At 59.7% G+C, this 21,938-nt stretch carries 24 protein-coding genes; 14 read left to right on the forward strand and 10 right to left on the reverse strand.

The window, feature by feature from the left end:
• The first annotated feature begins 191 nt into the window (after positions 1-191).
• From JZX87_RS05435 to JZX87_RS05445, 3 genes are all read left to right on the forward strand, one after another.
• A complete protein-coding gene (locus JZX87_RS05435) occupies positions 192-1,823 on the forward strand; it encodes a cisplatin damage response ATP-dependent DNA ligase (protein WP_206824356.1) in 1,632 nt (543 codons plus the stop codon).
• Between the two features lie 197 nt (positions 1,824-2,020).
• Complete coding sequence (locus JZX87_RS05440) at positions 2,021-3,118, forward strand: hypothetical protein (protein WP_210348982.1); 1,098 nt, start codon at positions 2,021-2,023, stop codon at positions 3,116-3,118.
• 122 nt (positions 3,119-3,240) lie between these two features.
• On the forward strand, positions 3,241-4,140 hold the full coding sequence (locus JZX87_RS05445; RefSeq protein WP_206824358.1) for an alpha/beta hydrolase family protein: 900 nt from the start codon (positions 3,241-3,243) through the stop codon (positions 4,138-4,140).
• Between the two features lie 89 nt (positions 4,141-4,229).
• On the opposite strand, the gene JZX87_RS05450 is transcribed toward JZX87_RS05445, so the two are convergent.
• A complete protein-coding gene (locus JZX87_RS05450; protein ID WP_148143998.1) occupies positions 4,230-6,224 on the reverse strand; it encodes a methyl-accepting chemotaxis protein in 1,995 nt (664 codons plus the stop codon).
• 275 nt (positions 6,225-6,499) lie between these two features.
• Here JZX87_RS05450 and JZX87_RS05455 point away from each other — a divergent pair, with 275 nt between their 5' ends.
• The 3 genes from JZX87_RS05455 (at position 6,500) to JZX87_RS05465 (ending at position 8,620) form a co-directional block, all read left to right on the forward strand.
• Positions 6,500-7,342, forward strand: coding sequence for a L,D-transpeptidase (locus JZX87_RS05455; protein WP_148143997.1), 843 nt, complete (start codon positions 6,500-6,502; stop codon positions 7,340-7,342).
• A 195-nt stretch (positions 7,343-7,537) separates the two neighbouring features.
• Positions 7,538-8,254 (forward strand): L,D-transpeptidase family protein, encoded by a 717-nt coding sequence (locus JZX87_RS05460; RefSeq protein WP_148143996.1) that lies wholly within the window; start codon positions 7,538-7,540, stop codon positions 8,252-8,254.
• A gap of 135 nt (positions 8,255-8,389) precedes the next feature.
• Positions 8,390-8,620, forward strand: coding sequence for a hypothetical protein (locus JZX87_RS05465; protein ID WP_148143995.1), 231 nt, complete (start codon positions 8,390-8,392; stop codon positions 8,618-8,620).
• A gap of 117 nt (positions 8,621-8,737) precedes the next feature.
• Here JZX87_RS05465 and JZX87_RS05470 read toward each other — a convergent pair whose 3' ends face one another.
• The 3 genes from JZX87_RS05470 to JZX87_RS05480 form a co-directional block, all read right to left on the reverse strand.
• The gene (locus JZX87_RS05470) at positions 8,738-9,109 is read right to left on the reverse strand and encodes a DUF1330 domain-containing protein (RefSeq protein WP_206824360.1); all 372 of its coding nucleotides are present in this window, start codon (positions 9,107-9,109) and stop codon (positions 8,738-8,740) included.
• A gap of 61 nt (positions 9,110-9,170) precedes the next feature.
• The gene (locus tag JZX87_RS05475) at positions 9,171-9,881 is read right to left on the reverse strand and encodes a helix-turn-helix transcriptional regulator (RefSeq protein ID WP_206824361.1); all 711 of its coding nucleotides are present in this window, start codon (positions 9,879-9,881) and stop codon (positions 9,171-9,173) included.
• 135 nt (positions 9,882-10,016) lie between these two features.
• Positions 10,017-10,430 (reverse strand): MarR family winged helix-turn-helix transcriptional regulator, encoded by a 414-nt coding sequence (locus tag JZX87_RS05480; protein WP_286194188.1) that lies wholly within the window; start codon positions 10,428-10,430, stop codon positions 10,017-10,019.
• A gap of 194 nt (positions 10,431-10,624) precedes the next feature.
• Between JZX87_RS05480 and JZX87_RS05485 the strand changes: the two genes are divergently transcribed.
• The gene (locus tag JZX87_RS05485) at positions 10,625-11,047 is read left to right on the forward strand and encodes an organic hydroperoxide resistance protein (RefSeq protein WP_148143992.1); all 423 of its coding nucleotides are present in this window, start codon (positions 10,625-10,627) and stop codon (positions 11,045-11,047) included.
• 95 nt (positions 11,048-11,142) lie between these two features.
• Here JZX87_RS05485 and JZX87_RS05490 read toward each other — a convergent pair whose 3' ends face one another.
• Positions 11,143-11,775: a LysE family translocator gene (locus JZX87_RS05490; RefSeq protein WP_206824362.1), complete on the reverse strand. Its 633-nt coding sequence runs from the start codon at positions 11,773-11,775 to the stop codon at positions 11,143-11,145.
• A 145-nt stretch (positions 11,776-11,920) separates the two neighbouring features.
• On the opposite strand from JZX87_RS05490, the gene JZX87_RS05495 reads away from it, so the two are divergent.
• Entirely contained in the window at positions 11,921-12,304 is a 384-nt protein-coding gene (locus tag JZX87_RS05495) for an MbcA/ParS/Xre antitoxin family protein (RefSeq protein ID WP_148143990.1), read from the forward strand.
• A complete protein-coding gene (locus JZX87_RS05500; protein ID WP_206824363.1) occupies positions 12,264-13,028 on the forward strand; it encodes an RES family NAD+ phosphorylase in 765 nt (254 codons plus the stop codon). The genes JZX87_RS05495 and JZX87_RS05500 overlap by 41 nt, the downstream gene beginning before the upstream one ends.
• Before the next feature lie 248 nt (positions 13,029-13,276).
• Here JZX87_RS05500 and JZX87_RS05505 read toward each other — a convergent pair whose 3' ends face one another.
• Complete coding sequence (locus JZX87_RS05505) at positions 13,277-14,182, reverse strand: LysR family transcriptional regulator (RefSeq protein ID WP_206824364.1); 906 nt, start codon at positions 14,180-14,182, stop codon at positions 13,277-13,279.
• Between the two features lie 121 nt (positions 14,183-14,303).
• Between JZX87_RS05505 and JZX87_RS05510 the strand changes: the two genes are divergently transcribed.
• Positions 14,304-15,146 (forward strand): oxidoreductase, encoded by an 843-nt coding sequence (locus JZX87_RS05510; RefSeq protein WP_206824365.1) that lies wholly within the window; start codon positions 14,304-14,306, stop codon positions 15,144-15,146.
• 74 nt (positions 15,147-15,220) lie between these two features.
• On the opposite strand, the gene JZX87_RS05515 is transcribed toward JZX87_RS05510, so the two are convergent.
• The 3 genes from JZX87_RS05515 to JZX87_RS05525 form a co-directional block, all read right to left on the reverse strand.
• Complete coding sequence (locus JZX87_RS05515; protein ID WP_206824592.1) at positions 15,221-15,721, reverse strand: cytochrome b; 501 nt, start codon at positions 15,719-15,721, stop codon at positions 15,221-15,223.
• A 40-nt stretch (positions 15,722-15,761) separates the two neighbouring features.
• Entirely contained in the window at positions 15,762-16,187 is a 426-nt protein-coding gene (locus JZX87_RS05520) for a sulfocyanin-like copper-binding protein (protein WP_286194166.1), read from the reverse strand.
• Positions 16,188-16,261: 74 nt separating this feature from the next.
• A complete protein-coding gene (locus JZX87_RS05525) occupies positions 16,262-16,717 on the reverse strand; it encodes a MarR family winged helix-turn-helix transcriptional regulator (RefSeq protein WP_206824594.1) in 456 nt (151 codons plus the stop codon).
• Between the two features lie 57 nt (positions 16,718-16,774).
• Between JZX87_RS05525 and JZX87_RS05530 the strand changes: the two genes are divergently transcribed.
• From JZX87_RS05530 to JZX87_RS05540, 3 genes are read left to right on the forward strand one after another with little or no spacing between them, the layout of a single operon-like run.
• Entirely contained in the window at positions 16,775-17,539 is a 765-nt protein-coding gene (locus JZX87_RS05530) for a DUF899 domain-containing protein (protein WP_206824368.1), read from the forward strand.
• A 42-nt stretch (positions 17,540-17,581) separates the two neighbouring features.
• Positions 17,582-18,061: a DUF1579 domain-containing protein gene (locus JZX87_RS05535; RefSeq protein WP_148144097.1), complete on the forward strand. Its 480-nt coding sequence runs from the start codon at positions 17,582-17,584 to the stop codon at positions 18,059-18,061.
• A 38-nt stretch (positions 18,062-18,099) separates the two neighbouring features.
• Entirely contained in the window at positions 18,100-18,912 is an 813-nt protein-coding gene (locus tag JZX87_RS05540; protein ID WP_206824370.1) for a VOC family protein, read from the forward strand.
• Between the two features lie 187 nt (positions 18,913-19,099).
• On the opposite strand, the gene JZX87_RS05545 is transcribed toward JZX87_RS05540, so the two are convergent.
• The gene (locus JZX87_RS05545) at positions 19,100-20,680 is read right to left on the reverse strand and encodes a helicase HerA-like C-terminal domain-containing protein (protein ID WP_206824371.1); all 1,581 of its coding nucleotides are present in this window, start codon (positions 20,678-20,680) and stop codon (positions 19,100-19,102) included.
• Between the two features lie 116 nt (positions 20,681-20,796).
• On the opposite strand from JZX87_RS05545, the gene JZX87_RS05550 reads away from it, so the two are divergent.
• A complete protein-coding gene (locus JZX87_RS05550) occupies positions 20,797-21,813 on the forward strand; it encodes a YihY/virulence factor BrkB family protein (RefSeq protein WP_206824374.1) in 1,017 nt (338 codons plus the stop codon).
• Positions 21,814-21,938 lie beyond the last annotated feature (125 nt).

Genomic DNA, 21,938 nt, shown 5'->3' on the forward strand with positions numbered 1-21,938 from the left:
CAGCTGGGCGCACTGGCTTGCCTTAAACAAAATCAGCGAAAGAAGAGACGGCCAATTCGGGCCTTCACCCGTAAGCACTCGGGCTGGGCAAGGAGTCAGCCACTTGTGATCTCCCCCCTTGTGGGGGAGATGGCCGGCAGGCCAGAGGGGGGCCGTAACCGCAAGACGTCAGCGAATGGGAAAACCTCCCCGTGAAACCCTTCGCCACACTCCTCGATCGCCTCGTCTTGACCCCGTCCCGCAACGGCAAGCTCACCCTGCTCGTCGATTATTTCCGCACCAACCCCGATCCCGATCGCGGTTATGGCCTTGCAGCCCTTGCAGGCGCGCTGGATCTCAAAAGCGTCAAGCCCGCGATGCTGCGCGAACTGGTCATGGAGCGGATGGACGAGGTCCTGTTCCGTTATTCCTACGACTATGTCGGCGATCTCGCCGAAACCATCTCGCTCGTCTGGGATGGCGGTGCCAAGGACGTTGCTGATCACGCTCCGCAGCCCCGTCTGTCGGAGGTCGTCAAGCGGATGAACTCGCTCGGCCGCACCGAAGTCCGTGGGGCCGTGCGCGATCTTCTCGACCAGCTCGACACATCAGGCCGCTTCGCCTTCCTTAAACTCGCCACCGGGTCGCTGCGCATTGGCGTCTCCGCGCGTCTTGCCAAACAGGCGCTGGCCGATATGAGTGGTAAAGACATCATCGAGATCGAAACGCTCTGGCATGGCCTGACACCACCCTACGAAAGCCTGTTCGCCTGGCTGGAGGGCAGGGCGGACAAGCCGGTTCTCGCCACCCCGGCGATCTTCCATTCCGTCATGCTCGCCAATCCCGTGGAAGACGGCGATCTGGAAAAGCTGGATCCTGCCGACTATGCCGCCGAATGGAAATGGGACGGCATCCGTGTGCAGATGTCGAGTTACAGTGGCACGAAGAAACTCTATTCCCGCTCGGGCGATGATATTACCAACGCTTTCCCGGATGTCGTCGAGGCGATCAATTTCGATGGCGTCATCGATGGCGAATTGCTCGTCGGCGGCACGAAGCGGACCAACGCTCCGACCCGAACTTTCTCCGATCTGCAGCAGCGCCTCAACCGCAAGACGGTGACGGGAAAGATGATGGACGAATATCCCGCCTTCGTCCGCGCCTATGACCTTCTGTTTCAAGGCGAGGCGGATATTCGCGATCAGGGCTTTCTCACCCGCCGCGATCGTCTTGCGCAGGTAATCGAAAACGCCCCTCACGATCGGTTCGACCTCTCGGATCTCGTGCCTTTCACCGACTGGAGCGAACTCGACCGTCTGCGAGCCGATCCGCCCGATCCGGTCATCGAAGGCGTGATGATCAAGCGCAAGGACAGTCCCTATCAGGCCGGTCGTCTCAAGGGGCCGTGGTTCAAGTGGAAGCGCGATCCCTATAATATCGATGCCGTCATGCTTTACGCCCAGCGCGGTCACGGCAAGCGGTCGAGCTATTATTCCGATTTCACCTTCGGCGTCTGGACGGTGACGGATGAGGGGGAGCAGCTTGTGCCCGTCGGCAAGGCCTATTTCGGCTTCACCGATGCGGAACTGGAAGTGCTCGACAAGTTCGTCCGCGACAACACGATCGACCGTTTCGGCCCAGTGAGGGCGGTCAAGGCAACGCCCGATTTCGGTTTCGTGCTGGAAGTCGCCTTCGAGGGCATCGCTCGCTCCACCCGCCACAAATCCGGCGTCGCCATGCGTTTTCCCCGTATCGCAAGGCTCAGGCAGGACAAGCTGCCGCGCGATGCCGACCGGCTGGAAACGCTTGTCGCAATGATCGAGACACGCGAGGCGAAAACCTGAAATTTTCGATCATGCTTAAATTGTGCATGACGTCAGTTAGCGGATGCCTCTCACGCCAAGGTGATTATTTTGGCCGCAGCGGTTGCGCCTTCTGCGACGCACCAATCCGCTTGTCCCGCCCGGCGGCTTTCCCGTGTCGCCTTGCATTTTCAAAGCCCCGTGGGCGAGATCGCCAACGCGCATATTTGAGAAATACGATGTCCATTCCTGAAATTGCACTGCCTCGCCGCCCGCTATCTCTCAAGTCCAGCGCGGTTTCCCTGCCGCGCGGCTTCTTCTGGTTCGTGCCGGTCATCATGGTGCTTGCCGGTTTCATCATCTGGTGGCAGGGGCTGGGCCTTTGGCGTGACTATCAGATCAGCCGCAACCCGCTCGTGCTGCAGGATGGAGACATCCGCAACGGCAAGTGCACCACGCGAAAGGGCGTGATGACCGAATGCGAGGCAAAGCTTGCCTATAGCTACCAGGGGCGAGCTTATGAGACGGAGACGCATTTCTTCTTTGTCGATATCCATTCCGGCGACTACATGACTGAACTCGTCATCGCCGCCGATCGCCCCGAACTCGCCACGCTGACACTCGGCCTGGAAAAGCTCTGGAACCGGGCCATCTCCTTCGCCGTCCTTGGAGGCCTGATGGTGCTTCTCAGCGGCGCAATGGTGTTTCTGGCGATCCGCGTCTGGCGCGTGCGCGGCCAGATATGCAGGCCGGCGGAACTGACGCTGATCCCGGTCGCGGTCACTGCCGCGAAGAAGAGCCGCAAACGCCTGTTCGTCACCTATGTGGACAAGCTCGCGCCCGGCATGACCAAGCGCACGGCCTACACGCTGTTTGGGCGCGATGAGGAGCCCCTGTTCCTGACTGATCCGCAGGGCAATCCGGTCGGTGCCGCCGTCCGCCATGGAAAGACGGCCCTGCCGGTGATGATAGATGCCGGACTTCAGCGCATTGACCTGACGGCAGAAGAGCGCGAGACGGCACTCGCTTCGATTCGTGCCGCCGAGGCGGATGCCAATGAAATCGAGCCGCAAGCCGCACCGAAGAAGAAACTTCAATGGATGCAGGGCTTCAAGACGCTTCTCGTCGGCATCATTCTCGTCGTGGTCGCTGCGCTCGGTTACTGGGCCTGGTATGTCACCACGTCGCCGACGCAATTCGACCAGATCGGCATGGAGATCAATAACGTCATGCCCGGCCCGCTCAACGAGTGGGGCTGCGGCCAGTTGCAGAAGCGTTTTGGCGATGACCGCGCACCGCGTGGCTGCTCGGCTGCCGATCATCTGAGCTGGAAATAGGGCGGCAGTCCGGCTTTCGTTTTCTTGAACGCCTCCGGCCCCATTGACGAACATGTGACACGCAGCATTTTATCGTCTGCTAAGAGTGCCATGTGTTCGTTCCGCTTCCGGATGTTTCGCCCATGATCGTGACCCGCCGCCTCGTGCTTGCCGGCATCGCCGCCGGTGCCCTTTCCAGAAGTGCTCTCGCTGCCACTCCCTTCCCGACGCCGGATATCCCGCCGCTTGAAAACCGGGACTATGCGCAGGCGCGCAAACATTTTCGCACCTCTCTCCTGCGCAAGGGGCCGTCGCCGGAAGTCTCGCCGCCGCTCGGCACACCGCCGGGTGCAACACGCGTTACCTATCCGGGCGGCCCGGATGGTTCGATCCAGCTGATCGCCTGGCTTTCCCATTACGAGCCGTCGAAGACACTGAAACCCGCAGTGCTTTTCCTTCACGGCGGAAATGCCACCGGCGACGGCCATTGGGAACTGATGAAGCCCTATTGGGAAGCAGGCTTTGTTGTTCTTCTGCCGTCCTTCCGTGGGGAGAACGGACAGGCCGGTTATTACTCCGGCTTCTACGATGAAACCGCCGATGCGCTGGCGGCTGCGACCTATCTGGAAAATCTGCCCGGAATAGACCGCAATCGCTTCTTCATCGCCGGTCATTCGAATGGCGGCACGCTGGCGCTGCTGGCCTCGATGACGCGCAAATTCCGCGCCGCCGCGCCGATCTCGGCCGGTGTCAGCGCCTGGCGCTATTTTGGTCGATATTCGAACGAAATGCCGTTTGATCCTGAGGATCCGACGGAATTCGTCATGCGCTCCTCCGCCTGTTTCGGCGCCAGCCTCAAATGCCCGACATATCTGCTGCGCGGCTCCGAGGAACGTCCGTTTGACAAGGACCATGAGTTGCTGATGGAGCGGGCCAGATCGGCAAGCGTCTCGATCGAAAAGAAACTGCTACCGGGCACGCATAACGGTGTCGTCCCCGGTGCCATTGTCGAAAGCATCCATTTTTTCAACCAGTTTGCCTGATCGCGGGTGCTGCCGGGGCCGTTTGTCGAGCCAATAAAAAAGGCGGGATCTTGATCCCGCCTCTTCTTTTCATGTCGCTGATCTGATGATCAGAACTCTTCCCAGTTGTCCGCTGCCGGTGCCGCCGCAGCGCCGCTGCGACCGCCGCCGAAGGCCTGGGCAAGCTTGCCGACCATGCCGCGTGCTGGCGAGGCGACCGGTGCCGTGCCGCGCGAGGCGGCTTTCACCGGCGCTGCCATCATCGAGGCCGTCTGGCGCAGTGCACCTGTCTGTTGCGAGAAGCCTGCGCTCGAGCCCTGGCCGAGCTGGAACTGCGATACAAGTTCGCGCAGGCGACCCGATTCCGTGGCCAGCGTGGCGCCTGCGGCATTGGCTTCCTCAACCATCGCTGCATTCTGCTGGGTCACCTGGTCCATCTGGTTGACCGCGGTGTTGACTTCCGCGAGGCCGACCGACTGTTCGCGCGAGGAGGTGGCGATCGAATCCATGTGCTGGTTGATCGTGACGATATAGGTCTCGATCGTCTTCAGCGCCGTGCCGGTTTCGCTGACCAGCTTGACGCCGGTCTCGACCTCGACGGACGACTTGCCGATGAGGTCCTTGATCTCCTTGGCGGCCTGGGCGGAACGCTGTGCCAGTTCGCGCACTTCCTGTGCGACAACGGCAAAGCCCTTGCCCGCTTCACCCGCACGCGCGGCCTCGACGCCGGCGTTGAGTGCCAGAAGATTGGTCTGGAAGGCAATATCATCGATCACGCCGATGATGTTGGAAATCTGGCCGGACGATTCCTCGATCCGTTCCATGGCGTTGACCGCGTTGGCAACGACGACGCCGGACTGGCGGGCGCTTTCATTTGCCTGGATAGCAACGGTGCGGGCTTCTTCCGCACGCTTCGACGAGTTCGACACGTTGGTCGTGATCTGGTCGAGGGCAGCGGCGGTTTCTTCCAGTGAAGCGGCCTGCTGTTCGGTCCGCTTGGAAAGATCGTCGGCGCTCTGGCTGACCTCGCGCGAGCCCGAATCGATCGAGCTTGTCGCCTGGGCGACCGAACCGAGCGTTCCGCGCAGCTGCGAAACTGTGGCGTTGAAATCTGCGCGCAGGCTTTCGAATTCCTGGGCGAAGGCCCGGTTGAGCTGGAATGTCAGATCACCGGAGGAGAGGTGCTTGAGACCCGTGGCAAGGCCATTCGTGGCTTCAGCCATCGCTTCGGCACGGATGCGGGCATCCTCGGCATTGCGCTGGCGCTGCTCTTCTGTGAGGCTACGCTGTGCTTCCGCTTCGCTTTCAAGCGCCTGCGTCTTCAAGGCGTTGTCCTTGAACACCTGAACCGCCTGCGCCATCGTGCCGATCTCGTCGCGGCGGTCGAGACCAGGGATCTCGCGATTGGTTTCTCCCGAAGCAAGTTCCGCCATGCGGTCGCTCAGTCGAGCGATCGGGCCGGTAATCCCGCGCGAGGCGACGTAGAGGCCAAGCAGGATAAGCACGGCAAGCGAAATGCCCAATGCAATCACGCCGGTGATGATCGTGTCGTTGGTATCGGCCTGAAGTTCGGCGGTGCCGGCATCGACCGTCTTCATCAACTCGTCATTACCGGAGGCGAAAAGCGGCAGGACCTGCATGACCTTGGCGCCGGCATCGCGCATGGCAGCGCGTGCCTGGATCGCCTGGCCGTTCTTGGCGAGCGTGATGACCTGCTGACCCAGCTGGTCGAATTCATCGACTGCCTTCAATATGGCGTCGGCGGCAGCGCGGCGTGTGGGTACGAGATCCACGGTCATGCCGACGCGCTGCTTCATCAGGTCGCGGTCGCCCTCGTATTTTTTCACGGCAGCTGCAAATTCCGGCGAGGCCGGATCATTGACCTGCATCAGGCCGAGCTGCAGGCCCATCTGCAGCAATCCGGCCGTTGCGCGCGCATTCAGCGTTGCAGCCGTGCTCTCGTGCGAAATGAAATAGGAGTATCGTTCGTCGGCATTCTTGAACTGCATGCTGACATAGAAAAGCCCGATGAGTGCGATTGCACCCATCAGTGCGATGACCGCGACGATCTTCGTGCGGATTTTTGCATTTTCGAGGAACTGCATTTCGCTTCCTATTGGGAAAGGGCGATCCCGTGCGAAAATGCTGTCATACGCAGGGATGCTGTCTGAACCGATTACATGACGATCACCACCGCTCCCATCGCGGCTGAACCTCTTGCACCGTCGTGTGAGATCTAGCCTGGGCGCATTTAAATTTGATTAAACATGTTTCGAACCGTTCCTGATCGCGGGAATGCGCGCTGCGCCAGACACACCAGCTTCGCGCCAGCGCCACCTGCCAGAGTGTACATAGACGTCATCTGCTCGAGCGGGTCTTTATGCCGAACACATTTTCATCGTTTCGCCGCGCCACCGGTCTTGCGGCCGCACTGATTGCAACGACGGCGCTCGCCGGTTGCCAGGTTCCGTTCGTCACCGATACCAGCCGCGTGAACCCGAATGTTTTCGTTCAGGAAACGGCTCCGGTTTTCCACGTCCCGCCCTATCAGGATCCTCCGTCTAACCAGCCGCCGCCAATGCCGGGCGCCATCCCGCAGAAGCGTCAGCTCTACCCGTCGGATTTCCACCAGAAATACGATCTCGGCGCGACCTACGGCCTGCCTGTTTCCAACCCCGTCTATCGAACCATGTACGACGTCACGCGCGACGCCGACCACACGCTTCCGGCGATCCCCTATTCGCGCGTCGATCAGCGTTTCCTGAGGTCGCAAGTCGACTATCGCACCAACGAGGCGCCGGGCACGATCATCGTAGATACCCGTGCACATTACCTCTATCTGGTTCAGCCGGGCGGCAAGGCGATGCGATATGGCGTCGGGCTCGGCAAGGCCGGCTTCGCATGGTCCGGTCGCGGCGTGATCCAGCGCAAGGCGAAATGGCCACGCTGGACGCCGCCCGATGAGATGGTGACCCGTGATCCAGGCCTGCGCCAGTTTGCTGCCGCCGAGGGCGGCGCGACCCCAGGGCTCAACAATCCACTCGGTGCCCGCGCGCTCTATATCTTCAAGGATGGCAAGGACACGCTCTATCGCGTCCATGGAACGCCGGACTGGCAGTCTGTCGGCAAGGCCACGTCTTCGGGCTGTGTGCGCATGTTCAATCAGGATGTCATCGATCTTTTTGATCGTGTTCCGAACGGCACTCCGATCGTCGTTACCTGACCGATTATCCGTTGATTATAAGCCTGGAGCCGCCCGCAAGGCGGCTTCTTGCGTTCCTTCGGTCAATGTAAACGTTGCCGATTTGCCGCAGACCCGTCTCTTAGAGGTGGAGCATATGCTGCTGGAACCTTTCGCCTTCGAGATCGTTCGATTAAGCTTTGCGTTATCGCGTTCCTCTGGATGGTTCTCCCTGACATGACATTCGACACTTCTTTCTCTCGCCGGAGCTTCCTTACTCTTCTCGGCGCGGGCGCAGCCTCGACGCTTGCCGGCTGTGCCTCGACCACGCCATATGGCGGGCAGGTCATCACCTATCGAGACGGCATCAGCACACAGCCGCCGGAGCCGGCCGGATACGATGCCGATGCGGCCCAGATGTATGGCAGCGTGCAAGATGGCGGTTTCGTCATCCCGGCCATCCCCTATCAGAAGATCAATCCGCGTTATTATCGCCAGCGCGTCGTCGATCCGACCGGCGAGCGCCCCGGCACGATCGTCGTCGATACGCCCTCGCGCTTCCTCTATCTGGTCGAGCCGGGTGGCTCTGCCATGCGTTACGGCGTCGGCATCGGCCGCGAAGGCTTTTCCTGGTCAGGCGAGGGCGTCATCCAGTGGAAGCAGAAATGGCCGAAATGGACCCCGCCGGATGAGATGGTCGCCCGCCAGCCGGAACTGGTCAAATATTCCGCCAAAAACGGCGGCATGGCTCCCGGCCTCAACAATCCGCTCGGCGCCCGCGCGCTCTACATCTTCCAGAACGGCCAGGACACGCTCTACCGCCTGCACGGCTCGCCCGAATGGAACTCCATCGGCAAGGCCGTCTCCTCCGGCTGCGTGCGCCTGATGAACCAGGACATCGTAGACCTTTATGAACGCGTTCCCGCCAAGACACGCATCGTGGTCTGGCAATAACGGAACTCTTCTCAGGATATTATCCTCGGCCTCGTGCCGGGGATTTTCTTTCCGGCACGTCAGTCGACGCGAACATTTCTAGGATCGCACCGAAACATGTGTTAAGCGCCAGCCGAATAAAAGCAGGAGCGCAACATGACCGAACTGACCGTAGAAGACGCAACCGACCGCATCTATGAATCGCTCCACGCTGACAATGCCGATATCGACACCCACATCGCATCTCTGAAAGCTGCTCTGGCAAAGGCCGGCCAGAAGGAAGCCGTCTTCGATCCGGCCAAGATCTCGCAGAACAACCGTTCCGGCCGCAAACTCATGCAGGCCTATTTTCGCCAGCGCGGCGTGATGGTAAAATTTTCGGCGTGATGACTTGGTCGAGCCGTGATGCAGGCTTTGCATCACGGCTGACTTGCGGGCGAAGCGGATGCCGGAGGGTGATTGAGCCGCGCGGGCAGCCAACCGGGCCAACCGCAAATGCTCCTCTTATATGAGGCCGTGCATCTGCTTCATGGGCTGCAGCACGATATCCGCAATGGCCGAAATTCCGACCTTGAATGCCTCCTGATATTCAGGATCGGCGACCATATTCTTGAATGCCGACCGATTTGGATATTGAACCAGCACGGCAGCATCCCACCCTGCTGCCGGCCCTGCGGTGAGCACAGGCAGGCCGTCACCGCCAAACAGGATTTGTGCGCCAAAGCGGGCCAAAATCGGCTTGGCCATCTTATGGTATTGGCGATACCTTTCCCGTCCGCCATCGGGTTTGAAGTTGATCAGGTTCAGCATCACGATGGGCGTGTCGTCGGCTTCACTCAGGAAGACCTCGACTGCAGCTGGGGACAATTCAGCCATTCGCTTATCTTTCTTAAACACTTTGCTCGGAGGGCGTGCACCCGGCAAACGAATAGCGTGTTCATTTGTCAGAAACTGTCAGGAGTGAACGCCAGTCGCGATCCTGTTCGTGCCACTGTTTCACGATCGATTGTCGTCGGCCGGGATAACGCTCCTGCAAAACGGTTGTCAGTTGCAACCGATCTATGCGGAAGTGACGGAAGGCCGATCGCTGTTCGCACCATGCGGCGAGTACCCGCACACCGTCGAAATAGACGATGGCTATCGGCCAGATGGTGCGATCCGACAATGAACCATGAGCGTCTTCATAGCTGATCTCGACTTTGCGCTGCCGACGAATGGCCTCTCGCAATGATGCGGCGTGTGGAGGGTCGACAAGCTCCGACGATGGCGCCGCCGTTATAAGGCCAGACGCTTCATCGCTCGTCGCAGAAGCTGCCTTTCCAACGGAAAGGATCTTTGCCAATGCGCTTTCGCTGCCATGTGCCAGCGCCGGATCGGCGCGTTGCTGCACCCAACTCAAGCCGAGCTTGATCGCGTCCAGTTCGTCCGGTGAAAATGCGAATTCTGGAAGGAAGTAGCCATCTCTCAGACAAAAGCCAATGCCCGCTTGTGCATCGATCGGCGCTCCCAAAGCGCGCAACGTATCTATATCCCGGTATATGCTCCGCTCCGACACGCCCAGCCGATCCGCGAGATCGAGGGCGGTCACGGGTATCCTGCGTGCTCGCAGTATGCCGAGTAGCTCAAATAATCGACCCGTCCGCGACATATGCAGATATCCCTCGGCAAGCTTGGCGCCCGTACTTGATGGTCTGTTCAAGCTCCCCAGGGACGGATCGGTCGAGCTTGGTCGTCAAATCCGGTTCGCAAAGATACGGTTGGATGGCCCGGTCAGGGGCCGGTGCTACCGCTCCTCCGCCCCCTCAAGCCGATCCTTCAGCCCCACCAGCGCGGCCCTCAGCGTTCCCACCTCTTCGAGGCTGCATCCTGTCGCCTTGCCGATGGCTTGCATCACGCCGGCTGACCGATCCTTCAGCTCCAGCCCCTGCGGCGTCAGCGTGATCTTCACCTGCCGTTCGTCTTCCGCATCGCGCTTGCGCTTGACGAGGCCGGATTGCTCCAGTCGCTTGAGGAGCGGCGAGAGCGTGCCGGAGTCGAGCCCCAACCTGTCGCCGAGCGCCTTCACCTTCTGACCATCTTCCGCCCAGAGTGCCATCATCACCAGATATTGCGGATAGGTCAGTCCGAGCGGTTCGAGCAGGGGCTTGTATGCGCGCGTAAACGCATGCGCCGCGCCATAAATGGCGAAACACAGCATCGCATCCAGCCCGCCGGCTGCTGCCTCGCGGCTTTCGACCTCATCGTTTTTATTCGGCTCTGCCCCTGTCATCACGAAACCGTGCTCTATCTCTTTCATAATCTATTCTCGCAGGCTTGACGTCAGAATGCAATGCGCATAAATCTATTGCACGCAATTGAATTGCGAACGATTTAACCGAAGGGAGTACGAACATGCCCATTCTTTATACCACCAAGGGTTCTGCCACCGGCGGCCGTGCAGGCCACGGCGCCTCTGAAAACGGCGTTCTCGATGTCACGCTGACAGTCCCGAAGGAACTCGGCGGCGACGGCGCAACCGGCACCAACCCCGAACAGCTTTTCGCAGTCGGTTATTCCGCCTGCTTCCTCGGCGCGCTGAAGGCCGTTGCCGGCAAGGAAAAGGTGAAGATCCCGGAAGACGCCAAGGTGACGGCAACGGTCGGCATCGGCCCGCGTGAAGACGGCACCGGCTTCGGTATCGAAGTCTCGCTCTCCGTTTCGATCCCCGGAATGGACAAGGCACAGGCCGAAGATCTGGTCGCCAAGGCGCATATCGTTTGCCCCTACAGCCACGCCATGCGCACCGCCACGGAAGTTCCGGTCACGGTTGCCTGAACATCATAGGCCTGTAGGGTGCCGTCTTCGGGCGGCATCCGGGCCATGTTCTCAAAACGGCTGGAAGCCTCGGGGCTTCCGGCCGTTTTGTCATTTCAATTCCGCTGCAGAGCGAGGTGAGCACCAAGCCCGATCAGGACCGCCCCGCCGGCCCGCTGCATCATCCTTTGTGCCGCAGCCGATTTCTTCAGGCCCTTGACGACGACACCTGCGAGAAACACGCAGACGAGATCGGCCGAAGAAAACGTCAAGTTCACCACCGCGCCGAGGATCAGGAACTGCAGCCAGACGGGAAAGGCGGCCGACGCATCGACGAATTGCGGCAGGAAGGCCATGAAGAAGATTGCCGTCTTCGGGTTCAGAACCTCGACCGTGATGCTTTCCAGAAAGGCACGGCGGGCAGATTTCTGGCCGATCACGGGCAGTGAAGGATCACCACTCGTCTTCGCCCGGAAAAGTGAGATGCCGAGCCAGATCAGATATCCCGCTCCGATCATCTTCACCGCAAGATAAAGCGTCGGCACCGCATGAAACAGAACGGAAAGCCCGGCCGCGGCAGCCACCACATGCACATAACAGCCCAGATGAATGCCGAGCGTTGCCATCAGCCCGCCTTTACGTCCGCGCGCCATCGTCTGGGCGGCGGCATAGAGCATCGCAGGCCCCGGAATATAGGCAAACACCGCGGTCGTGATGAAGAACGTGATCAGCAATTCGACAGATGGCATCGGTTGATCCTTGGCTAGAATAATAGGCGAAACACTATTCGCTGCTCCAGCCAAAAGCCATCGGGTCATCTCATGCGAAAATCTGCAAATCCATTGTCTTTGGAAAGATATCGTTTATATTATTTCTTGAGAAAGGAAAAATGCCATGGCTTACGCATCGAAAACGCCGGATCTCGTCATCTCTGAAGCGCAGGTGGTGACCAAGGCCACTGTTGCGGCTGCCGACCGGCTTGGCCTCAGCGCCCGCACGCTCGCCGGCATTGTCGGGGTGTCGGAAGCATCCGTGTCGCGCATGAAGCGACTGGACCATCTCTTGGAAAAGGGGACGAAACCCTTTGAATTGGCGCTGTTGCTGATCCGCCTTTTCCGCTCGCTCGATGCCATCACCGGCGGCGACGAGCAGGTGGCGCGCGCCTGGCTGAAGAACCACAATACGGCTCTCTCCGGTATTCCCGCCGACAAGATCCTCTCCATTTCCGGTCTGACTGATGTCCTTGCCTATCTGGATGCCCGCCGCGCTCTCGTCTGAGTTCAGACGGCTGAGCACGACTGTCTGGCGTCTCGTCGAGGCGCAGCATCGTGTCTCGACGATGAAGCTGGTCGATCATGTCGATGAGCAGGCGCTTCTGGAAAACCTTCTGGAAGAAACCAAGCCTGCCTATCCGCCGGAATGCGAAGGGCTGGATTATCTTTTGAAGACGCCGTTCCGTTACGGCGCGGCCTATCCGCATGGCTCTCGCTTTCGCCGCGCCGGCAAAACACCGGGAGTCTTTTACGCGGCCTTCGAGATTTCCACCGCGATTGCCGAAATGGCGTTTTACCGGCTGTTGTTCTTCGCAGAATCTCCGGCCACGCCGCTGCCGTCCAATCCCGCCGAATATACGGCCTTTGCGGTCTTGATCGACAGCGCCAAAATCCTGGACCTCACCACAGCCCCATTCGATCGGGATCGTGCGGCCTGGGAAGATCGACAGGACTACTCTGCCTGCCAGGCTTTCGCTGAAACCGCCCGCAGCGCCGATGCCGAAGCGATCGTCTACCGTTCTGTTCGCGATCCTGAGGGCGGGTTGAATATCGCGCTGCTGATGGCCTCCGCCTTTGCTGCGCCTGAACCATCAGAACGGCAGACATGGCGAATTCGCCTGTCACGGGCAGGCGTACAGGCGATCCGCAATCATCCGCTACTGAGAATGGGATTTTCAATTGCCGATTTTGCTGACGATCCACGCATAGCGGCGGTGATCAAGCCCTGATCGGCCTCAGAACGTCGGGTGTAAAAACGAAAAAAGGCCGGGGCAATATTGCTCCGACCTCTCTCATCGCCGCTTTATCCACCAGTGCCAGTACATCCGTGGTCAAAAGCTGTAAGCAGCGGCGGCAATTGCGAGCAGCACATGGGTTAAGCGCTCATCAGCAATGCCGATGAAGCTTATGTAATCCATGATTGTGTTGAAATCAAGATTAACTGATATCTGCGGCAATTATGCGCGTTTGCCGCGTATCATGCGGATTGCCCATTTCTGTCCGCCCTGACGAAATCGACGAAGGCGCGCAAGGCCGCCGGCATCTGGCGACGGCTCGGGTAATAGAGATAGAAGCCAGAATAATAGGGGCACCAGTCTTCGAGCACGCGCGTGAGCCGGCCATCCGACACCAGGTCCTTCACCTGATCCTCGAAGGTGAAGGCAATGCCAGCACCTGCAAGTGCTGCATCCACCATCATGTCCTGATCGTCGAGCACAAGGGCGCCATCCACCTCCACCGACAATTCCACGCCGCCGCGTTCGAATTCCCAGGCGTAAAGCCGCCCGGTGCCGAAACGAAAGCCGATGCAGGGCAGGGATTTCAACTGTTCCGGCGTTACCGGCTTCGGATGTTTCTCGAAAAACGCGGGCGTCGCGACGATCGCGGTCCGCTGCCTTGGACCGATCGGCACGGCGATCATGTCCTGCGCGATGATCTCGCCGAAACGCACGCCGGCATCGAACCCTTCCGACACCATGTCGACCAGTTCGTTGTTGATGACGATTTCGATGCCGACCCTCGGATGCGCCTCCAGAAACCGCGCGACGAGCGGCAGAAGCACCATCCGCGCCGAAGGCCGCGAGGCATTGATCCGCAACCGCCCGACCGGCGTGCCGCGAAAATTGTTGAGGTCGTCCAGCGCATCCTCGATATCGCGGAAGGCGGGGGCAACGCGCGAAAGCAGCCTCTCGCCGGCCTCCGTCAGTGCCACGCTGCGCGTCGTGCGGTTGAACAACCGCACATCCAGCCGCTCCTCCAGCGCCTTCAACGAATGGCTGAGCGCAGACGGTGTGCAGCCAAGTTCGTCGGCCGCGCGCCGAAAGCTCTTGTGTCGCGCCAGCGCCAGAAACGGCGACAGATCGGTGGGGGAGAAGATTGCCATTACTGAATTCTACTCATCAACTCGAAGAGAATCCAGTCGATTATCTCACCAGCCATGCTGGCGTAAAAATCTCCTCAGCCGCCGATCAACGGAAAGGCATCAACCAACAGGAGATTTCAAAATGCGTACATGGTTCATCACTGGTGCATCCCGCGGTTTTGGCGCCCTGATCACCGAAAAGGCTTTGGCAAAGGGCGATAACGTCGTCGCCACCGCCCGCAATCCGAAATCGGTGACGGAACGTTTCGACGATCATCCGAACCTTCTAGCCGTCGCACTCGATGTCAACGACGAGAGCCAGGCCCATGATGCCGCCAAGGCCGCGATTGCCCGCTTCGGCCGCATCGATGTTCTGGTCAACAATGCCGGTTTCGGCCTGCTTGGCGCCATCGAGGAAGCGAGTGCTGAGGAGGTCGAGGCAATCTACCGCACCAATGTCTTCGGGCTTCTCTCCGTCACCCGCGCCGTGCTGCCGCATATGCGCCGCCAGCGCTCGGGCCATATCCTCAACTTCTCGTCCATCGGCGGGTATCGCAGTTCAGCCGGCTTCGGCGTCTACTGCTCGGCAAAATTCGCCGTCGAAGGCCTGACCGAAGCGCTGGCTGACGAACTTAGCCCGCTCGGCATCCATGCCACCGCCATCGAACCCGGTTATTTCCGCACCGATTTCCTCGAAGGCAATTCGCTCAGCATCAGCCCGGTCGAAATCGCCGATTATGCGCAAACTGCCGGCGTGGTGCGCGAAAAGGCAAAACACATCAGCCGCAACCAGCCCGGCAATCCGCAGAAACTGGCCGAGCTGCTGATCGATTTCGTCGACATGGAAAATCCGCCCGTCCGCCTGCCGCTCGGCAGCGACACGGTCGCCGCCATCGAAGCCAAGATCGCCTCCGACACTGCGCTGCTGGCACGGGTAAGGGCGATCTCCGTGTCGACGGATTTCGACAAGACTGAAGCAGCCTGAGCGGCGGTGACATCAACATCAAAAACGCCCGGTGATGAGCCGGGCGTTTCGTTGCTGTGTAATTGCTCGATCGGTCAACCTATCGTCATGCGCCGCAGCACATTGGTTTTCCAATAGAAATGATGAGCCAGTGCGCCAGCGACATGCATTGCCAGTATCAGCCAGAGAATGACTTTGAGAATATCCGCGTGGAGGTCTCCGGCACTGCCCCAGCCCAGATAATAGGCGCCGATACCCGTCAAGGGCATCATAAGCAGCAATCCGTAAAGCAGAACATGCGCGATTTTTGCCCCGAGCCTGAATATCGAAGGCTCACTCACCGGCGCAGCAGGAACGCCCTGGGTATTGCGCAATAAAAGCCGAAACAACACCATAAGCAGCACCGCAAGACCGGCATAGGCATGGATATTGGCCGAGGCGATCTGATCCACGGTGGCGGCTCCGGTTCGCCGCATGGCGTGTTGCCAGGCATTCATGCCGTCCGGCAAAAGCAGGTTGAATAACACGAGTACAGCAGTCAGCCAGTGGAGAATACGCTGCGGCAGAGAATAGGTAATCGGCGATGTCATCTGAATTCGCTTTCGATTTGGCAGAACTGGTCGTCCGGCGACTGCTTTACTTCGTGACGGTCAGCGTCTCGTGCATGCCCGCTTCATAGTGGCCCATGATGTTGCAGAAGAGCATGTAATGGCCGGGTGAAAGTCTGGCTTTCAATGAACCGTTCGCGCCTGGTTTGAGATCTGCGACCTCGCCAAGGTTCTTAAGCTGCTTTTCATCAATCCGATGTCGGCTCTCCATGAGGGGAAGCTTCTGGCCGGCAGACTTCAGTTTCACCAGCACCATCTCGTGTTCCTCGGTCATCGCAGCATTGTGCACCGAAAACACGACTTCACCGGCCTTGATGATGGACTTGTCCAGCTTGAGACTCATGGGGCCACCGCCTTCGCCGTCTTCGATGACATTGATAGCCGTGGCCGCGAAGGCCTGTGGTGCCAGCGACATAAATGCGATTGTGCCTAGTGCCAGGAAATGTCTGCGCATCATGGATCTCCTCAGGTTTATCCCGCCGGAGACTTAGAACCGTTTTCTGACGGCACTCTGAACGCGAAACGTGTCTAGGAGGCTTGTTTCAATCCTGCCAGCAATTGCCGCACCCCATCCGATCCGCCAGCACCCAGTTCAGCATCGATTTCCGCATGAACCCGTGTCCAGATCGGCAAGGCTGCGGAAAGCATCGCCATCCCCGCTTCGGTCAGCGTCAAAAGTCGCCCGCGGCGATCTTTCGGGTCGGTCTCGGTTTTGACCAGCTCGCGCCGTTCCAGAACCTTGAGCGCCGCCGTCAAAGTCGTGCGGTCCATGGCGAGCAGATCGCAGACCGATTTCATCGTCGCCGGCACCGGGCGGTTGAGTGACATCATCAGCGAAAACTGCCCGTTATTCAGCCCGATAGGTTTCATCGCCACATCGAAACGCCGGGCAAGCGCCCGTGCCGCCCGCTGCACATGCAGGCACAGGCAGGTGTCCCGTACATGCAGGGTCGTGGAGAATGGAATTGATTCGGAATTTGACAGCATGCAATAATCATGTTGATATCAACGTAATCTGTCAAGGAAGAGGAGGTCCAAGACATGGATATCACCGCATCCGCGAAAAACGCCCCGGACAATCCGATCGTTGAAACGAGTGAATGGCGCAATGCGCGCCTGAAGCTTCTGCAACTGGAGAAGGAAGAAACCCGCTTGCGCGACAGAGTGCGGGCGGCGCGCCAGGCGCTCCCTTGGGTGAAGGTCGACAAGGAGTATGCCTTCGAGACGCTTGCCGGCCGAAAGACATTTGCCGGGCTTTTCGATGGCCGCAGCCAGTTGCTCGTCTATCATTTCATGCTCGGCCCGGATTGGGACGAGGGCTGTGTCGGCTGCTCCTTCTTCTGCGATCATGTCGAAGGCGCGCTACCGCATCTGAACAATCACGATGTCACCTGGGTGGCGGTCTCTCGCGCACCGCTCGCAAAGATCGAGGCCTATCGCAAGCGCATGGGCTGGAATTTCCCCTGGGTCTCATCCTTTGGTGATGATTTCAACTACGATTACAACGTCTCCTTCTCGGATGAGGAGCGGGCATCCGGTGCCGTCGAATACAATTACCGCAAGGTGCCGACGAGCGAGATCGCCGACGAGGAACACGGTATGTCCTCCTTCTACCGCAACGAGGCGGGCGAGATTTTTCACACTTATTCGACCTACGCCCGCGGCGGCGAAGAGGTCTGCGGCACGCTGATGTTGCTCGACCGTGCGCCGCTCGGTCGTAACGAAACCTCGACCATGAGTTTCCTGAAGCGCCACGATGAATATGAAACGGCGCCAAAGGAGAAGGGTTCATCCTGCTGCCATTGAGGCGGTGCAGATTTCATATTCAGGGAGGAAAAGACAATGACGATGGTCATGGCAAAACCGCGCCCCGAGCACGGGTTTCTGGAGAAGATGGTCGGCACCTGGGATGTCACCTCGGATATGAGCGGCGAAATGCCATGGGTCGAAAACGTCCGTTCGCTTCAGGGAATCTGGATTATCGCCGAAGGCACCGGCATGATGCCGAAAGGAGACGGCGGCGAAGGAGGGGAACCCGCAACCACCATGCTCACGCTCGGACATGACGCCGCCAAGGGCAAATATGTCGGCACCTGGTTTGGTTCGATGATGGATTATCTCTGGGTCTACGAAGGCGAGGTCGAGCCGGATGGCAAGACGCTCAGTCTCTATACGACAGGGCCGACGATGAGCGGTGAGGGCATGGCCGATTACCGCGAGCAGGTCACCTTCCTGTCCGATGACCACCGCACTTTCACCTCCAGCGCCAGGCAACCGGATGGCAGCTGGAAACAGTTCATGGAAGCGCATTATCGCCGCAAAGGCTGAGAGCCTTCCTTTCCCTAACCGATCACGAGGATAGTGCCATGCTGCAGACTGCTTCCAACACGCGTTCCGCCACTCATGGAAAATTCATCTGGTGCGAGCTGATGACCTCCGACACCAGGGCCGCCGGTGATTTTTATTCCGCCGTTGTCGGCTGGAAGGTGAATTCCATACAGATGCCGGATTTGCCGTCCTATTATCTGTTCGAAATGGGGGAGGGAGAAAACTGCCCCGGCATCGGCGGCATGATGAATTTCCCGCCCGAACTGGAAGGCAAGCTGCCGCCGAACTGGACGGGTTACGTCGCGGTCGATGACGTGGATGAGACGGCGAAGGAATATGTTTCACTCGGTGGCCGGGTTCAGCGCGAGCCGGACGATATTCCAGGCATCGGCCGGTTTGCCGTGGTCGCCGATCCGCATGGCGCAGTGCTTTGCATCATGACGCCGATCCCACCGGAAAATCCGCCACGCGAACTGGGACCGGAAGACCCGGGCAATGTCGGCTGGCGCGAGCTTTACGCCGGTGAGGTCAACGAGGCTTTCGACTTCTACGCCAAGGTTTTCGGCTGGACCAAGGACCATGATTTCGACATGGGCGCGATGGGGCCGTACCGCATCTTCGCCCATGGAAGCAAAGCCATCGGTGGCATGATGACGAGGCCCGAAACCGTGCCGATGGCCTGCTGGAGTTATTATTTCAATGTCGAGGCGATCGACGCAGCGATCGACCGGATCAAGGCAAATGGCGGCGCGGTGGTGTTTGGCCCGCAGGAAGTGCCCGGCGGCAGCTGGATCGTCCAGGCGACGGACCCACAGGGTGCGTTCTTCTGCCTGGTGGCACCGGGAAGGTAGATAATCAAAGACCCCTCCCAACCCTCCCCACAAGGGGGAGGGCTTAACCCAGCCGAGACGTTGAAGCCAAATCAGGGCAGAAGTTTGTCGCGGATTTTCTCCCCCCTTGTGGGGGAGATTGCCGGCAGGCCAGAGGGGGAATTGTCCTGCGCCATCACGTCTGACGTTGTAATGAGCGCCTCCGTTCCTACCGCTTCAAGCTCCCCAAAATCCCGCGCACGATAGCCCGGCCGAGTTGCGTGGCAACCGTGCGCGTCACGCTCTTCATCGCCGCTTCCACGATCGTCTCGCGCTGGTAGCCCGAGCGGCCGACGGTCTTGCGCCCACGCTGCTGGTCCTGATCGTCGTCACCACCGCCGAAGCCCGGCAAAGTCCAGCCGGTCGTCTCGCCGGAACCGGCAGGCGGCGCGGGGTCGAGTTCGTCCTGTGCGTTTCTGGCGGCAGCCGCATCGGCGGCTTGCTTGGCGCGAGAGGCAAGGATCTCGAAGGCGCTTTCGCGATCGATATCTTCGTCATAAAGCCCAAGAACTGGGCTGCGGTCCATGATCCCCTGACGCTCGGCATCGGTGAGCGGCCCGATACGGCCCGACGGCGGGCGGATCAGCGTGCGCTCCACCATCGAAGGTGCGCCCTTTGCTTCCAGCGTCGAGACCAGCGCCTCGCCGGTGCCAAGCTGGGTGATCGCGGTTGCGCAGTCGAAATCCGGGTTGGGGCGGAACGTATCGGCCGCCGTCTTCACCGCTTTCTGCTCGCGCGGCGTATAGGCGCGCAGCGCGTGCTGCACCCGGTTGCCGAGCTGTGCCAGCACCGTTTCCGGCACGTCGAGCGGGTTCTGCGTGACGAAATAGACGCCGACGCCCTTGGAGCGGATAAGGCGTACCACCTGCTCCACCCGGTCGATCAGGATCTTTGGCGCCTCATCGAACAGAAGATGCGCCTCGTCGAAGAAGAAGACGAGCTTCGGCTTGTCCGGATCGCCCACTTCCGGCAGTTCCTCGAACAGTTCGGAAAGCAGCCACAGAAGGAAGGTCGCGTAAAGCCGCGGGTTCATCATCAGCTTGTCGGCGGCCAGAATGGAGATCTGGCCGTAACCGTTATTCGGGTTCACCCGCATGATGTCGGTGATCTTCAGGGCTGGTTCACCGAAGAAATGCTCCGCACCCTGCTGTTCCAGCACCAGAAGCGCCCGCTGGATCGAGCCGACCGAAGCCTTGGAGATCAGGCCGAATTCCTTGGAAAGCTCGGTCGCATTCTCTGCCATGTAGTTGAGAAGCGAGGTGAGGTCTTTGAGGTCCAGAAGCGGCAGGCCGGCCTTGTCGGCCAGCTTGAAGGCGATGTTGAGCACACCTTCCTGCGGCTCGGACGCGTTCATCAGCCGGGCGAGCAAGAGCGGTCCCATTTCGGCGATCGTGGTGCGCACCCTATGGCCTTTTTCGCCATAGATGTCCCAGAAGATCACCGGAAACTGTTCGAAGTCATAATCCTGAAAACCGATCTGTTCGGCGCGCTTCAGCAGGAAATCCTTGGATTCTCCCTTGGCGGCGACACCGGAAAGGTCACCCTTGATGTCCGCTGCGAAAACCGGAACGCCTACCTTGGAAAAACCTTCCGCCAGAACCTGCAGCGTCACCGTCTTGCCGGTGCCGGTGGCCCCGGTCACCAGACCGTGGCGGTTGCCGAATTTCAGGTCCAGATATTCCGCCTTGTTCAGCGTGTCGTCCGGCTTGCGGCTGCCGCCGATGAAGAGCTTACCCGTCTCGTCCGTCATGCAACTCTGCGCTCCCTCGCGGCGTTTGTTCTCAAATGCTTATACGGCGGGCTTTGGCGGGCGGCAACGATTTCCCGAGGCCCCGAGCGATCAGATCACGCGAAGGCGAGGGCCATATGACGACGAGCGGCAACCTGCTGGAGAACGGCACCGGACATATCGACAAGGACAATATTTCTGGTCCGCCTCACGGACGAGGGCGCGACGCCGATAAGCCGGCCGAAATTCCGGCTCGTGGTCTGAAGGATGTCTTCTGGCGGATTGTCTCCGGGGTGATGGAAGACAGGGTCACGCTGATTGCGGCCGGCGTCACCTATTATCTTCTTCTGGCTCTCTTTCCAGCCGCCAGCGTGCTCGTCTCTCTGTATGGGCTTATGGCCGATCCCGCGGCGATCGCCGACCGTATCGCTTCGCTCGGCTCCGTCATGCCCGCGGACGCGCTCGACATCTTTCTCAATCAGGTGAGGGCGCTGTCGGCAGAGCGCGGCGCCACCCTGTCGGCAGGTTTGGTCGGCGGTCTGGCGCTGGCCCTGTGGAGCGCCAATAACGGCATCAAGGCGCTGTTCGATGCGATGAATGTTGCCTATCGCGAAAAGGAAAAACGCAGCATCGTCCGCCTCAATCTCGTCTCGCTCGCCTTCACCTTCGGCGCCTTCCTGATCGCCATCGTCATCCTGTTTTCGATGGGCGTCGTGCCGGCGGTGCTGAACTATTTCTGGCTGGATCGCTGGGCCGAACTCATCATTCGCGTCGCCCGCTGGCCGATCATGATGGTATTCGTCGGTTTTGGCATCATGGCTCTCTATCGGTTCGGCCCCAGCCGCGAGCCCGCCAAGGTCCGCTGGCTCACATGGGGCGCTGTCTTCTCCACGCTCCTCTGGTTCGCCGCCTCCCTCGGCGTCTCCTTCTATCTCTCCAATATCGCCAACTACAACGCGACCTATGGTACATTGGGCGCGCTGATCGGTTTCATGGTCTGGACATGGATATCAGCCATCATCGTGATCGTCGGGGCCGAGATCAACGCTGAACTGGAGCACCAGACGACGCGCGACTCGACCACCGGCACGCCGCGGCCCATGGGAGAACGCGGTGCCTACATGGCCGATACACTGGGAGAAACGCGGGATTGATCGGTGGCGGCGATTAAGCACTTGCGCTGCCATCCCCGGATCGCGAATAACAATGTTCCAATCTCCCGTCATGGCTGGTCTTGCCGTGGCTGAATGTGTATTACTTTGACGTCAACGTCAGAATT

The organism is Agrobacterium sp. Ap1, assembly GCF_017313375.1.
In the GTDB taxonomy this organism is placed as follows: Bacteria; Pseudomonadota; Alphaproteobacteria; order Rhizobiales; family Rhizobiaceae; genus Neorhizobium; species Neorhizobium cellulosilyticum.